Here is a 15,366-nt window from a genome sequence, read left to right on the forward strand (position 1 = left end):
CGCTCGGGGCAGGCCCGATTAGTGCGGGCATTCCCCGTCGATGCTCGTAATCGGCCCCGTTCACGCGGCCGACTTCTTCAGCCGCAGACGCCACCACGTGAGCGTGGACAGCGCCGCGGTGAGCACGATCAACATGCCGGCGTCGAGTAACCAGAAACCGGGCGTGTGCTGCCAGATCGCATCGGGCTGGGCGTTGACGAACAGGGTGCGCAGATCGATGGTCGACGCGCCGCTGGCGAATCCCCAGCGCGACGGGAAGACGTACGAAAGCTGTTCCAGCACCACGCGATCGGTCACCGGAATCATGCCGCCGGCCATCACGAGCTGGCACATGATCATGACCACCAGCAACGGCATGACCTGTTCGTTCGACTTCGCCACGGTCGACAGCAACAACCCGACGACCACACACGTCACCGCGGTCAGCGCGATATCGACGTAGAGCTCCACACCGCCGGACGGGATGAGCGCCCCCTTCCCGGGCGGATTCTTCCCGGCCAGCACGATGGCCACCAGCACCGCCGATTGCAGCAGCGCCGCGACACCGAAGACCATCACCTTCGCCATCAGATACGCCGAGGGCAGCAGGCCGACGGCCCGTTCCCGCAGGAAGATCGGGCGTTCGCCGACCAGATCGCGCACGGTCAGCGTCGATCCCATGAAGCACGCGCCGAGGATGAGAACGACCAGCAGCTGCTGAGATTCACTGCCGCCGGTGAGTTGCGGATGCAATTGACCATCCGGCCCGAGAATCGGTGGGGCGGCGGCGAAACCGTTCTTTCCCGGCACAACCAGGCACAGCACACCCAGCACGAACGGCAGGACCACCAGGAAGGCCAGGTAGCCGCGGTCGGCCAGGATCAGGCGGACCTGCCGCCGCGACAGTGTCGACAGTTGTTTCCAGCCACTGGATTTCGGCGGCTGCCCCATCACACCGCGGGGCACGGCAGGCGGTGGCGGTGGCAGCGCCGCCTGCCGGGACCGATAGTTCGCGAAGGCGCGGTCCGGTTCGGCGGCGACCCGCGCGAAGATCTCCGCCCAGTCGCTGGTGCCGAGAAAGTCCCCGACCCCGGCCGGATGTCCGCAGAACGCGGTCTTGCCACCGGGCGCCAGCAGCAGCACCTGATCGCACATGTCCAGGCAGGCCACCGAGTGGGTGACCACGATGACGGTGCGCCCGGCGTCGGCCAACTCGCGCAGCATGGTCATGACCTGGCGATCGAGCGCCGGGTCGAGACCCGAGGTGGGTTCGTCGAGCAGCAGCAGAGCCGGACCGGTCAGCAGCTCCAGCGCCACCGAGGCGCGCTTGCGCTGACCGCCGGAGAGCCGATCGACGCGGGTCTCGGCATGTTCGGTCAGCGAGAGTTCCTTCAGCACGCCGTCGATGACCTGCTGCCGGTCGGCCTTCGAGGAGTCCGGCGGCAGCCGCAGTTCGGCGGCGAATCCCAGCGCCTGGCGCACGGTCAGTTGCCGGTGCAGCACGTCGTCCTGCGGCACCATGCCGATACGACTGCGCATGGCCTCGTATTCGGCGTGCAGGTTGCGGCCCTCGAAGGTGACCACACCCGCCGACGGATGTGTCGTTCCCGCAATGAGTTTCGACAGTGTCGACTTACCCGCGCCCGAGGGGCCGATGAGCGCGGTCAGGGTGCCGCGCCCGGCCTGCATGTTGACGTCGACGAGCAGTTGTTTGTTGCCCTCGACGACGAAGCCGACGCCGTGCACGCTCAGCCCCTGCTCGGTGACCGGCTTCTTGCGGTGCTTCAGCGTGCCTTCCTGCACGACGAAGTCCACATTGCCGATGGTGACGATATCGCGCTCGCGCAGCGCGACCCGCTGCTCGCGGCGGCCGTTGACGAAGGTGCCGTTGGCCGAGCCGACATCCTCGAGGACGAGACCCTCACCGCTCTTGACCAGGCGGGCGTGCCGGCGCGAGGCAAGCGGATCGTTGACGACGATCTGGTTGTCGCTGGTGCGGCCGATGGTCAGCCCACCGGCCGGAATGCGGTCGGCGCGTGCGATCGGTGCGGTCGAGGCCCGCGCACGCACCGGCGGCAGCGCCGAGGTGTCGGCCTTGGTGGTCATATTGACGTTCGGCACACCGCCCGAGCCGTGGGCCGCCGGAACCGGTTGGGACGGGCGCTGATTCGGTCGTTGCGCGGGCCGCGACGGCGGCTGTGGCGCGGCCGGGCGGCGCATCTGCCCGGATTGCGGTGTGGGATGGGACGGTTGCCGGCGCTGCTGCTGACCCCCACCGTGGCGATCCCCACCGTGCTGACCCCCGCCTCGCGGCCCGGCGTCCCGGGCGGGCGGATTCGGCGAACGGCCCGGTGACTGCGCCCGGGTGGGCGGCGCGGGCGGGCGGAATTGCGCCTCGGGCAGCAGATGAACCAGCGGCCCCGTGACCGCGTCACCGAGCCGGACGAGCATCGGCCGATCCACCGGAACGGGCCGCGTGATCCGCTGGGCGTCCACGAAAACCCCGTTGGTACTGCCGTTGTCGGAGAGCACCCAGGCGCCCCCCTGCCAGCCAAGTGTCGCGTGCACACGAGAGACCAGCGGACTGTCGACGAACACCGTCACCTCGGGCGCGCGGCCCAGGGTCACCTGCTGAGTGTTTTCGAAGATCCGATCGGTTCCCTCATGGCGCACGGTGATCTTCTGCGCCCCCGGTAATGACATGAGCCGGATAATATGCGATGGCCGTGACATCGGTGGGGCTCGAACGTGCCTCCGATCGCCGGGGGCGGCGCAGGTGACGCAGCGACTACCGGCCCGGGGAGGGATGGGGAGATGGCGAAACGCCCGGTGACGGCGACCCTCGCCGTACTGGTGCTGGCGGTCGGTCTACTGGCCGGCTGCACCATGACCACCGGTGGGCACGCCGTATCCATCTACGACGACCCGTTCCAGGTCGCCGGACTGCCCACCACCAGCGGCCCCAGCGGTCCCCGGCAAGGTGTCCCCGATTCGGCGCTGACCGCGACCGGTGGCGACAAGAGCGCGGTGGACACGTTGGCGCTCAATGCCATCGACGACATCCAAAGCTATTGGCGCGGTGAGTACCACAACGAATTCCAGGGCGACTTCACCCCCGTCACCAAGTTCTATTCCTGGAGCGCGAAGGCGCCGCGCTCACAGGAGGCGCAGTTCTGCAAGGACACGACCTATCACCTGGTCAACGCGGCGTACTGCCGGCTGGACAATTCCGTCGGCTGGGACCGGGGCGTCCTGCTGCCGATGATGCAGGACAGCTTCGGGAAGATGGCCGTGGTGATGGTGCTCGCGCACGAATACGGCCACGCCGTCCAGACGATGTCGCGCATCGTCACCGCCAAGGATCCGGTCATCGTGAAGGAGCAGCAGGCCGACTGTTTCGCCGGCGCGTTCATGCGTCACGTCGCCGAGGACAAGGCCGCGCATTTCACGATCAACACCTCCGACGGCCTCAACAACGTGCTGGCCGCGACGGTCGCGATCCGGGACGCCAATCCCGAGGATCCGGAATCGGTGCACGGCTCGGCCTTCGAGCGGGTGACCGCGGTGCAGATCGGTTTCACCGACGGCCCCAAGGGCTGCAAGGCGATCGACATGAAGGACATCGATCGCCGCCGCAAGAATCTGCCGCAGTCCTTCGGCGACGACGTCAATCGCGGCGAATTGGCCATCACCAAGGACAGTCTCAAGGAGTTGAGCAAGGCGATGGCGGCGATCATGCCGATCCCGTCCGAACCGACCTACGACTATCACGGCGCCCTCATGCACTGCAGCAACGGCGCCGACACCGTGCCCGTCACCTACTGCCCCGCGACCAATACGATCGGCACCGACATTCCCGCCCTCGCGCAGCGCGGTGCGGCGAATACCGATGAACAGGACGGGTTTCCGACCCGCGTCGGCGGTGACTACAACGCCTACGTCGTGTTCGTCTCGCGTTACGCGCTCGCGGTGCAGCGCAACGCCCATCAGCAATTGACCGGGGCGAAGACCGGCCTGCGCGCCGCCTGCCTGTCGGGCGTGATCACCGCGAGGCTCGCCGATCCGCATCGCGACGCCGGCCAGGGCGATATCGCGCTGTCTCCGGGCGATCTCGACAAGGCGGTGTCGGGTCTGCTCAGCGATGGGCTGGCGGCCAGCGACGTCGAGGGTAAGACCGTGCCGAGCGGCTTCTCCCGGGTCGACGCGTTCCGGGCCGGTGTCCTGGGCACACAGGAGATCTGCGAGGCGCGCTACTCCTGAACGCTCGGCCGACTCGGCCGAACGGCTCGCTCGGCTCAGCCGAACGGCTCGGCCGACTCAGCCGAACGGCGGGGGCGCGGCGGGCTCCAACCGCAGTACGCGGTTGCCGAGTTGGATCTCCGAGCCCTGGGCCAGCACCATCGGCTGATTCGGTTGCAGCCGAATCCAATCGCGATATCCGGCCGGCCGGGCCCGGGTGCCGTTGGTGGAGCCGCGGTCCACCACGGTGATATCCCAGTTCGTCAGCCGGATCTCGGCGTGAGCCCGCGACATTCCGCCGGAGGAGTCCTCGATTTTGACCGGCACCAGACCGCGCTGGGCGGCCTCCGAGTTCTCCGGGTCCCGTCCGATCACCGCATCGGCCGCGAGCAGATAGGTCATCCCGTCGTCGAGGACGAGCATGCCCAGCGGCGGCCGGACGACCTCGGCCGGTTGCTGGGTCTGGTCGACCGGCATCCCGCAGACCGTGCAGAACGCCGAGCGTGGATCGCTCGGATGAGCACGGGCGCATTTGAATCCCATCACCCGCACCGTCAGCGAGGTCGCGCGGGCCGTCGCCTCCATCCGGCGTTCCAGTTCCGGATCGGGGCCGGGGGCGGGATTGGTACCGCGCAACCGGGTTTCGGCCAGACGCGGATCCTCCGCCGGTTCGGGACGTGATGTCCCTTGCCGCGCATCGACTTCCGGTGACCGGTCCGGCCGGGTCGGCGGTGGTGGCAGTTGGGGCTCGGGTCGCTGCGCGTCCAGTTGTGACGTGGGAGCGTCTTCGGCGCGATGGTGCGCACCCGCCGCGGGCCGGACGGCACGATCACGCGCGCGCGTCCGCTCACCGTCGAACCAGACCACCGCCCCCGCGGCGGCCGCCACGCCTTCCACCAATGAGCCGATACCGCGTTCGGGCAGTTCCGGAATCCGGCCGCGCTCGTCGTCGATGAACAACGCCGCGGCGCGGGCCGGCGGCTCGATGAAGCGGTCGACGGTGAAGGCGGCATCCACGCCGCGGTAGTACTCGACACCCCGGGCGCCCGCGAGGACCGCGGTCACCGACCCGTGCAGGAAGATCGCCACCCCACCGGTATCCGAGCGCGAGAGAATACCCAGGTCGACCGGGCTGCCCTCGACCTGTTCGGCCTCCCGCATCAGCCAGCGGGTGGCCTCGCGCGCGATGATCCGGCCGGGTCCTTGCGGGGCGTGCTCGGAGGCCTCGGACACCATCTGCGCCAATGCCTCGGCGGCCCGCATCGCCGGTGCGTCGGGGTGAACCCGGCCCCGACCACGATGTGCGACGACCACCACAGCCCCCGCGACGCGCACGACGACATGGTTACCGGCGACAACCTCGACCTGCCGATCCATCAACGGAATCGGCCTCCGAGCGATATCAGCGCAGCGGTCACCACACGGACAAGGTTAAGGCAATCGTCGTCCATGAGTCCCCGCTGCCGGGTCCGGTCCGGTAATTTCGATGGCGGAGAACCGGGAGAGAGCACCGGGAGAAGGGGGGCGGTCCATGGACCGAACGATTCGCAGATCTCTGGTTTTCACGTGCGCCGCACTGCTGGCCGTGCTGACCGGTTGCGGTGTGCAGGGCACCCCGACCGCGGCCGAGATCGATGTCCGCACGCTCGATGTCGGCCCGTATCCGGTCGACCGCCACAGCTATGACGCCACCGCGGGCGGCAAAGGTGCGCTCGCGGAGGGGATGCGGATGTCGCAGGCGGTGGTCCCAGCCGTCCGCATCGACCCGTCGCTGACGATCGGCGCCGGCGGACGCGTCGTCCCCGACAGCACCGATGCCACCCGACGCCTGCTGGCCGCGGTCTCCAAACCGGTGCTCGACCGCAACAAGATGGTTGTCGCCTACGTCGCGGCGGGTTCCGACAAACCCGGCTCGCTGGACAGCGCGGCCGCGGCGACCTCGGTCACCGATCTGGTGTTGCGCTTCCCGGACGAGTCCGCGGCCCGGCAGGCCGCGCGCGAACTGGAGGACGTCGACTTCGGTGTCGCGCCCGACCTCAATCGCAAACTCGCACTGCCGAAATACTCGGACGCCTATATCCACTACCGTCCGGGGATTGCGACCATCGGCACCTTCATGGCCACAAGCAGTTCGTGATCTCACTGTTCATCGAGCGGCCCCGGTCCGAGGAGGCCGATCTGCTGGCCTGGGTTCAGAAGACCCTCGACGCCGAGGTGCCGGCACTCGATCGCTTCCAGGCGACCGCGGCCGGCGGCCTCGACGCACTGCCGGTGGACCCGGACGGCCTGCTCGCGCGCGCCGTGGTGCGCGACCGCTCGAACCGCACGCCCGATGTCGATCGCTTCGCTGTCTATGCCGCACCGGCATTCGTCCATATCTCCTCCGACGAGGCCACGCGTCAGCGGCTCGTCGACGACACCGGCATGGATGCCATCGCCGTCGCCGACAACAGCTCGGTGTTGCGCGTCCGCGACGCCGATGCCGGGGCACGCATGATCAAGGGGCTGATCGCCAGTTCGGGTGAGCAGTACGAGCCGGCCGATGCGCCCAAGACGGTGCCCGGGGCCAAATGCCTGACGCTCAACAGTTCGGGAGATCCACAGAAGGACAGCAGATTCCGCTGTTATGTGCCCTACCGGCGATACGTGGAGGTCGTCAACGCCAACAGCCGTGACGATATCGATCAGCGGGTCGATGCGGCATATGCGTTGCTGGCCAACAGCTTCTGACCGGTCGCGGGTGGCGCGGAGGCGTCACCGTACTGGAGTACTATGCCGCGAGACCCAGCCTGGGAAGGGGGAGCTGATGTCCACGGTCGATCTGATACTGACCGACAGCCGATTGTGGGCGCGCAGCGAATCGACCCATTGGGACGGCGCTCCCTCGGTGGTCCCGGCCAGCGACGGCACGAGTCTCGTGGTGGGAGAACCACTTCAACCGCCCTACCCCGCTGTCTCGGTAATACGGCTGGCCGCGGCCGACCGCATCGCCTTCGTCCCGATGCTGCCGACCGTCGCCGACGCCTTCGCCGCGATCTTCGGTGCCGTGCTGACGAATCTGCGGCTGCCCACCGCGTGTGGACGACTCACCGTGGTGAGCCCGTCGGAGTGGGGCACGCGCCGCCGCGCCGCGCTCGAGGCCGGCGCCCGCCGTCTGGTCGGCGAGATCAGCGTCGAACCGCTGGCATTGCGGGTGGCCGGACTGTCCGCGAGCACCTCGCAGCAGCAGCGCATCGCGGTGGTGGAACTGAATTCGCTCACCACGACCGTCACCCTGACCGGCCGTTCGGGCACCGAGACCTGGATCGAGGCCTGCGAATACGAGCCGACGATCGGATCCGCGGACCTGGCCGAGGGGCGTGGCGTGGAGGCCGTCGTCGACGTCGTCGATCGTCTGCTCGGCGGCCGGAAGCCCAGCTATCTCGTGGTCGTCGGTGCCACCGAACCCGCGCTGCTCGACGCGATGCGCGCGGAATTGTCCCGGCGCTACGGTTTCGGTGTCGACCTGCGCGCGATGTCCGGCGTGGACCTGGTCCGGGGCGGGCCCGCGATGCCCGTCGCGGCCGAACCCGCGCAGTTCGCCCCGCAGACCCCGTGGGCCGGTTCCCTGCACGAGCATGCGGCCGCGACCGCGCGGCCACCGAAGCGCCGCACTCCGCTGCTCATCGGCGCCGCTGTGGTCGCGGTGGTCGTCGCGGCGGTGGTGGCCGCCGTCGCGCTGACCCGTTCCGGCGGCGAGTCGCCGACAGCTCAACCCACCGCGGCTCGCCCCTCCGCCGTCGCGTCGCCGCCCGCGGCGCCCGCACAACCTGCCGAAACCTTCGGACGGGTCGGCGCGGTGGTCCCGGCGGGCTGGCATATCACCAATCGCTCGGGTGCCCGGGTCGACATTTCCCCGAACAACGGTGCGCGCGAACGCATTTCGCTGGTTCAGAAGGACCTTGCCCCGGGCTTCGGCGGCGAGGACGTCGCCGCCACGCTCGAAACCCAGATCGCCAAGCGCCCGGACGGCACCGTCGGGCCGCTGCAGCGCAATGTGATCTTCGGCGGGCGCCCGGGGATGTCCTACGAGGAAACTCCCGGTGACGGCACCACGGTGCGCTGGCAGGTTCTGGTGGATTCCGGCCTTCAGGTCAGCGTGGGATGCCAATACCCCACCGGCGACTGGCATCCCATCGCCGCGGTATGCGAGAAGTTCGTCGGCGATCTGCGCCCGGGGGCGTGACACCCGGCTCGGACCGATGCCCGCATACCGGGTGCCGCCGCCGGTGAGGGGCACCTCGTCGGAGACGGGTGCTATCTTCTTCGCAGCGTCGGCCGAACAGGCACCTGTGTTCACCGGCGTGGAGCCTGTGGGAGGGGACTATGCGAAAATCCGTGCGCGTGCTGGCCGCTGCCGTGGCCGCGCTGACGCTGGCCGCGACGGGATGCGGCTCCGATCCGACTCCCGCTCCGGCCGCCGAGCCGACGGTCGATCTCAACGGTCTCGACGTGGGACCGTACGACGCCACGCCGCGCGATATGGGCAAACCCACCAATCCCGGTCAGGCCGCGTTCTACGAGGCGGAACGACTCGGCAGCACGATGCCGCTGCCGATGGATATCGACCCGGCCTTCACCCACACCGGCAAACTCGACACCCTGGTCTTCCTCGATCCGAAGACGTCGGTGATGAAGGATTTCACCGACCTGAGCAACTTCGCCGAAGACGCCCCGGACCTGATCAGCGGCTTCGCGTCCTACGGCCGCGACGACCCGGACAATCTGGGCAGCGAACTGGTCAACGCGGCCATGATCTTCCCGACCGAGCAGCGCGCGACCGAGGTCGCCGCGGCCCTGGAGCGGCGCGATTTCGGCCGCGATCCGCAGACCCAGGCGGTGGCGATCCCCAATTATCCACTGGCGCACGCACATTGGGTACCGACCAAACAGGCGATCAACAACTGGTATCCGGCGGGGCGGCTGGTCGTCTTCACCTCGGTCTACGACCAGGCGAAGAACTGGTTCAACAAGGTCGATCTTCCGGCACTCGTTTCCCGCGTGCAGAAGAGTCTCGACACCGTCCTGCCCGCGCTCGCCACATTTCAGCCGACACCGCCGGACAAGTTGATGGACCACCCGATCGACATCGACGGGATGCTCGGCCGGACCATGATCCGGCCGAAGGAGGCGACCGGCGAATGGCTCAACCCGCCCGGGGTCTACCTCGGACGCGCGGGGCTGCACTTCAGTAGCGATCCGGGCGAGTCCCGGGTGTGGTACGACCGCGACGGCGTCGACCGCTTCGCCGATTACGGCAACGAGGTGTATCGGGCCCGCGACACCGCGGCCGCCGCGGATGTCCGCGACGAACTGGGCGGAGCGGAGAAGCATTTCAAGCAGGCGGCGGCACCGAGGAACCTTCCGGTCGCGAAGTGCCGGGAATACAACGGCAAAGAGAAGTTGGCCGTCCGCTTCTACTGCTCGGTGTACTACGGCAGATATGCCTCGCTGGCCTGGGGTGAACAGCTACTGGATGCGCAGCAACGCATTTCGGCCCAGTACACCATTCTGGTGAAGGCGGACCCGAAATGATCACACGATTCGTCCGGGCGGCGGCCACCGCGGCCTGTCTCGCCGGGCTCCTGGGGGCGACCGGGTGCGGCGCGACCGTCGGCGGCTGGGCCGGCCCCTCGGAAATAGATGTCCGGAAACTCGACGTCGGCAACTACGACGTGCGGCCGCTCGATATCCACGTGGACTACCGGCCGGGCTTCGTCAACGCACCCGAGGCCGCCGGCATGCGCCTTGCCGAGTACGTGGTGACCGCGGATCAGATCGACCCGGCGCTGACGAAACGCGAGAAGGCGGGCAGCTTCTCCGCCGGCGTCCTGCCCGATGCACTCGGCAAAGAGGACGAGATGGAGGCCGTCGCCAAACGCGACCACATGGTGTACGGATTCTCGACCGCGGCCAGCGACAAGGACGCGGGCTGGGGTTTCTCCGGCTGGCCGAAACCCGAGAAGCCGTATTCCACCGTGCTCGCACTGTCGGTAATGCAGTTCAACGACGCCGCGAGCGCCACCCGGGCCGCCACCGATTTCTACAACACCGATTTCAACGCCTACAAAGACCAGAACCAGTCGGTATCGCTTGCGAAATATCCTGACGCGCACGCACATTGGCTCCCCGGAACACCGTCGATCCGCTCCTTTCTCGCGCACGGCCCCTATGTGGTGTCTGTATTGGCCCTCACTCCTACCCCGAACCTGAACAGTCTCACCTCCCTCACCGAGAAGGCCCTGGACGTCGAATTCCCGCTGTTGGACCGGTTGCAGCCGATCTCCGACGAGGACACGGTCAAACTTCCCTGGGATCCGAATTACCTGCTCAGCCGTGCTCTCAACACCGGCCAGTCCGGTCGTCCGCAATACGGCGACGACAACGGCGTATTCGGACCCCACGGGATCGTGCACTACCTGCCCGACCGCAAGGCCGCCGCACAGAGTGCCGCCGCGCTGAAGGCCGCCGAATTCGCCAAGACCTCCGACGCCCTGGTGCTGCGCGCCGGCGACGCCGCCTCGGCGAAGAAGGCCGTCACCGATCGCGTCACGTTCCAGGGCGGTGGCCCGGCCGTCGACGCGGTACCCCAGATCACGGATTCGGCGTGTGTGGAGAACGGTACGAAGAACGCCGATTTCGGCGGTCCCAAGCGGTATACCTGCATCGTCGCCTACCGCAATTACGTCGGCTATGTGACCTCGAATCAGCTGGTCGACGTCCATCAACGCGCGGCCGCGCAGTACGCCCTGTTCGCCAACAGCCAGTGGCAGCCGTGACTCGACCGCTCACCTCGAAGTCCAGTAAGCTCCGCGACGATACGCGGCCCGCCGAACTACCAGGAGTTTGTTACAGATGGTGATGAGTCCCGGCACCATCGTCGGTGGGTATCGGATCGTTCGCCAACTGGGCGCCGGCGGGATGGGCACGGTGTATCTCGCCAAACATCCCAGCCTTCCGCGCATGGACGCCATCAAGGTGCTCAGCGGCGAACTGTCGTCCAACCACGAATTCCGGGGCCGATTCGAACGCGAGGCCAATCTCGCTGCCGGTCTGGACCATCCGAATATCGTGTCGGTCTACAACCGCGGTGAAGAGCACGGCCAGTTGTGGATCGCCATGCAGTATGTCGACGGCACCGACGCCTCGGCCGAATTGGCCCGCGACCCCCATTCGATGACTCCGCTGCGCGCGCTGCGCATCGTCACCGAGGTCGGCAAGGGCTTGGACTACGCGCACCGCCGCGGGCTCCTGCACCGCGATGTCAAACCCGCGAACTTCCTGCTGTCGGTCCCCGAGGACGACGACGAGGAACGTGTCCTGCTCACCGATTTCGGCGTCGCCAAATCCACCGACGACGCGACCGAACTCACCCAGACCGGCAGCTTCGTCGCGACGATCGCCTACGCGCCGCCGGAACAACTCCAGGGCATGGCGGTCGACAGCCGCGCCGACATCTACAGCCTGGGCTGCGCGTTATACAAACTGATCACCGGCCAGAACCCGTACCCCGCAACCCAACCCGCGATGGTCATGATGGGGCATCTCTACGAGCCCCCGCCCCGCGCCACCGCCGTCAACTCCGGCCTCCCACCCGCGATCGACCACGTCTTCGCGCGTGCCCTCGCGAAAAACCCCGCCGACCGCTTCACCAGCTGCCGTGAACTCACCGACGCCGCCGCGAACGCCCTCACCCCCGGCCACACCCCGGTCCGCACCACCACCTCCCCGACCTACCCCATCCAGGTCTTCGACCCCCGCCCGCAGACCGACCCCCGCACCCCACTCCCCCACCAGACCCAATCCGGTATCCGAACCCAGACCGGCCCCCGCCCCGACCCCGACCTCTCCCGCCTCCTCGAACCGAAACCCAAGAGCCGCAAGCCCCTGATCCTCGGCGGAGTCGGCGCACTCGTCGCCGTGGCCTTGGCCGCCGGCATCGGAGTCTGGGCGACACAGGGCAATTCGGGCGGGACTGGGCCGGCGGCCACGTCGGCATCGTCGGCAGCGACGACGACCGCGGCAGCGTCGTACACGTCGGTTGCGCAAGCGCGCGAAGCGAATCCGACGTTCGCGGGCAAAACCATCACGATCGTCGATGTCACCAACGACGACAAACTCGCCATCTACCTGGAGGGTACGCCGCAGACGAAGTTTCTCGAAGACCTGGGGTTCGTATACAACCTCAACTATTCGAAGAAGGGGGACGAGCCGTCACCGCGGCCGATTTCGGACACGGACTACGACGCGTTCAAATTTTCGGACGACAGCTACGTTCTCGCAGTGCGGAGTGACAAGAGCGCCGGCGGCGGAGGGCTTCTGGGGCTGCCCTTCCAGTTGACCAGCTCACGCGCCACTGTCGTTCCACTCGACGATGCTTCCGCCGTTGCGGCGATTCGAAATTGGGGTGCGAATTCCGAGCAGGCCATGCTCACCAAGCTGGTCCCATTGCTGCACGACCGCGTGCGGTAGGAGCAAGCCGCAGACTGCATTTCATCTGCGGAGATGGCAGGAAAACGTATGGGGAGGGATATTTGCGAAAGCCGAGTATGCCTGCAGCCACGCTGCTGGCGGTCGTCATCGCGTTCAGCGCCGCATGTGGCTCCGGCCAAGGAGAATCCGGACGGATGGATCCGTCTCCACATGTCAGCGTGAACGACCTCGACGTCGGCAGTTTCGCCACGTCACCCGGCAAGGTCGGGAGCCCGAACCCGGCCCGGGCCAGGATCATGGAGGGACAGCGGCTCGGTAGCGTCGCTCCTCTCGCGATGGAAATCGATCCACGCTTCAAGTTCCAGACCGGTGTCACCGATTCTGACGTACACGCGTGGCTGGACCCGTCGATCGCCGGCATCGACTCCGAAAATCTGGATGAGGACACAAAAGGGTTCATCGCGGGTTACTACACATGGGGTAGGTCCGAGAAGGACCTCGGAATAGCCCAGACGATTTCATACTCGATACTTCTGTTCACTGATGAGGATTCTGCGACGCGCGCAGCCAGATTTTTGTATGATCGCACGCTTTCAGATCACATACATGGATCGCCCGAAATGGATTTTCAGCCGGTATCCATCGACGCGCACGCCGATACACTCGCTTACTGGGTTCCCGGTGAAGAATACCTGCATTCGTATACCCCGCACGGCCGATTCGTCATCTATTCGGACGTTTCGGACGGCGCAAAGAAAAAATTGCACGAAGAATCACGGGCGGAGTTGACCGAGTTGACCACCAAAAGTCTGTCGGTCATTACTCCTGCGATAGACCGCTTCACGCCGACCCCTCCCGATCAACTCGCCACGGCGCCGGTCGACCACGACAACCTACTCGGCAGAACTCTGCGCCGTTCACCCACCGACAGCGCGAAGGAAGCCCCTGGATTTTACGACCGGCACGCCGCGCTTCATATGTCATCCGATCCCGGCGCCGATGCCGAATTGTTTGCCGCGACCGGAATGGATTGGATGGCCAGTAACGGGAGCCGCCTCTATCGCGCGAAAGACGCCGCCGCCGCGCAGAAGCTGCTCGTTGCCTACTCCTCACCGGAAAAGCTCGATCGACTGGTCAGCTCGCCCAAAAATCTTCCCTGGATTCGATGTTATGAATACCGGGGTGATGATTACGGGAGATTCAGATTCCGCTGTTATCTCCGGTACGACGAGTACGTTTCGGAAGTCAGTTCCAACCAGCTCATCGACGTTCATCAGCGGGCATCCGCTCAATACGCGATCCTGGAGAACTTCAACTAGTTGCGGAACCCTTTCAGGAATCGAGCCAAATCATGAGCAAACTCTCACGCTCTCTGCTACTAGCTTTTGCCACATTGGTCACGGTGACGGGTTGCGGCGACGTCAGATCCGGTTTGGCGGTTGCGGGGGAGATCGATGTCCGGCGCCTTGATATCGGTCAATATCCGATTGAACCTGTCGACACCTATCAGGAATACAGCCACACTGTAGAGAACGGCTCGGCGTTGGCGGAAATTCGATTGATGAACCACATGGTAACCGGACTCGATGTAGATTCGAATCTGAAGTACGGCACCGGGGTTCAGAATTTGGAGAAGAGCTGGGATTTCGAACGAGTCCTGTCCAAAGCAGGCGCCGCTGCGGCCCTTCGAAACAAGCCGATGTTCGGTTTCGCCTCCGGTAGTAGCGACCACGAGCCGGACCTGACTGGACAATCTATTCCGTCTGCAACGCTGATTACTCTCGCAATAATGCAGTTTCCGAGCAGCGACAACGCAAATCGCGCTGCCTCGGAAATCGAGAAGGCGGACTTCGATGTAGCACCCGACCGAAACCAATCTGTGCGTCTGGGGAAGTATCCGGAGGCTCATTCCCATTGGCAGCCCGGGACGCCCACTATCGGCTCGGTCATCGCCCGAGGTCAGTATGTAGTCAGTACGTTCGTGCAGACCCCGGACGGAAAACTGGACAATCTCACGACTCTCGTCGAAAAGACGTATGACAAACAGTTGCCGATGCTCGACTCACTGTCCCCTCTGACAGCCGAGCAAGTGCTCAAACTAGAACCGGGCCCTGACGACATGATGAGACGGGTTATCAACCCGAACAAGTATTACCTTCCTCGTAACGGATCGCTGGGCACGTACGAGGAGCGGGGATTTCTGCAACTTCAAACCGATAGAGCAGCAGCGAAAGCACTCTACGAATCCACACACATGGATCGGTTCGCCGTGTCGGACGCCTACAGCCTGATGTCGCGAGATTTCAACGCCGGAGGTAACGCCCAGGCATTCGGAAAAGGAATAATGCGGAATGTCGACGGTGGCGCCATCGTATATCGAACCGCTGGTCAATCCTCCGCGGCCGATGCCTATGACAAGCTCTTGACCGATCCCGACGCGCGCTCGACGCCCAAGAACCTTCCGGACTCCAAATGCAAACAGCTTCCCGACAACGGCTATTATCGGCAGTTCACTTGCGCGATACGATACCGGGATTATGTCGCCGTCACGTGGAGCCGCCAACTCGACGACGCGCAGCAACGCGCGGCCGCACAATACGCGTTACTCGCCAACAGTGAATGGATGTAGCAGGGCGGGAGAGAGACCAGGGTAGCGATACAAAAAGGGCTGGCCAC

The 15,366-nt window shown here is 65.9% G+C and carries 10 protein-coding genes and 1 pseudogene; 9 read left to right on the forward strand and 2 right to left on the reverse strand.

From position 1 onward, the window contains the following. Positions 1–60: 60 nt before the first annotated feature. On the reverse strand, positions 61–2,682 hold the full coding sequence (locus NMI01S_RS01305) for an FHA domain-containing protein (protein WP_062994196.1): 2,622 nt from the start codon (positions 2,680–2,682) through the stop codon (positions 61–63). Between the two features lie 111 nt (positions 2,683–2,793). Here NMI01S_RS01305 and NMI01S_RS01310 point away from each other — a divergent pair, with 111 nt between their 5' ends. Next, positions 2,794–4,239 carry a neutral zinc metallopeptidase gene (locus NMI01S_RS01310; RefSeq protein WP_062994197.1) on the forward strand — a complete coding sequence of 482 codons (1,446 nt, stop codon included), beginning with the start codon at positions 2,794–2,796 and terminating at the stop codon, positions 4,237–4,239. 57 nt (positions 4,240–4,296) lie between these two features. Here the strand turns inward: NMI01S_RS01310 and NMI01S_RS01315 are convergent, their stop codons facing one another. Continuing rightward, positions 4,297–5,595, reverse strand: coding sequence for an FHA domain-containing protein (locus NMI01S_RS01315; RefSeq protein ID WP_062994198.1), 1,299 nt, complete (start codon positions 5,593–5,595; stop codon positions 4,297–4,299). A 352-nt stretch (positions 5,596–5,947) separates the two neighbouring features. Between NMI01S_RS01315 and NMI01S_RS35740 the strand changes: the two are divergent. The 8 genes and pseudogenes from NMI01S_RS35740 to NMI01S_RS34650 form a co-directional block, all read left to right on the forward strand. Further along, positions 5,948–6,432, forward strand: a pseudogene (locus tag NMI01S_RS35740) (DUF7373 family lipoprotein); the annotation flags it as partial. Positions 6,433–6,522: 90 nt separating this feature from the next. Next, positions 6,523–6,948, forward strand: a complete 426-nt coding sequence (locus tag NMI01S_RS35745) for a DUF7373 family lipoprotein (protein ID WP_439956217.1) — start codon at positions 6,523–6,525, stop codon at positions 6,946–6,948. 76 nt (positions 6,949–7,024) lie between these two features. After that, positions 7,025–8,443, forward strand: coding sequence for a type VII secretion-associated protein (locus tag NMI01S_RS01325; protein ID WP_062994199.1), 1,419 nt, complete (start codon positions 7,025–7,027; stop codon positions 8,441–8,443). A gap of 140 nt (positions 8,444–8,583) precedes the next feature. Continuing rightward, positions 8,584–9,792, forward strand: coding sequence for a DUF7373 family lipoprotein (locus NMI01S_RS01330; RefSeq protein ID WP_062994200.1), 1,209 nt, complete (start codon positions 8,584–8,586; stop codon positions 9,790–9,792). Beyond that, on the forward strand, positions 9,789–11,036 hold the full coding sequence (locus NMI01S_RS01335) for a DUF7373 family lipoprotein (RefSeq protein WP_062994201.1): 1,248 nt from the start codon (positions 9,789–9,791) through the stop codon (positions 11,034–11,036). Before NMI01S_RS01330 ends, NMI01S_RS01335 begins: the two co-directional genes overlap by 4 nt. Positions 11,037–11,112: 76 nt before the next feature. Next, on the forward strand, positions 11,113–12,729 hold the full coding sequence (locus tag NMI01S_RS01340) for a serine/threonine-protein kinase (protein ID WP_062994202.1): 1,617 nt from the start codon (positions 11,113–11,115) through the stop codon (positions 12,727–12,729). A 77-nt stretch (positions 12,730–12,806) separates the two neighbouring features. Further along, entirely contained in the window at positions 12,807–14,009 is a 1,203-nt protein-coding gene (locus NMI01S_RS01345; RefSeq protein WP_157125997.1) for a DUF7373 family lipoprotein, read from the forward strand. 32 nt (positions 14,010–14,041) lie between these two features. Further along, positions 14,042–15,319, forward strand: a complete 1,278-nt coding sequence (locus NMI01S_RS34650; protein WP_157125998.1) for a DUF7373 family lipoprotein — start codon at positions 14,042–14,044, stop codon at positions 15,317–15,319. The last annotated feature ends 47 nt before the right edge of the window (positions 15,320–15,366 follow it).

The sequence above is a fragment of the Nocardia mikamii NBRC 108933 genome (genome assembly GCF_001613505.1).
GTDB classification, from domain to species: domain Bacteria; phylum Actinomycetota; class Actinomycetes; order Mycobacteriales; family Mycobacteriaceae; genus Nocardia; species Nocardia mikamii.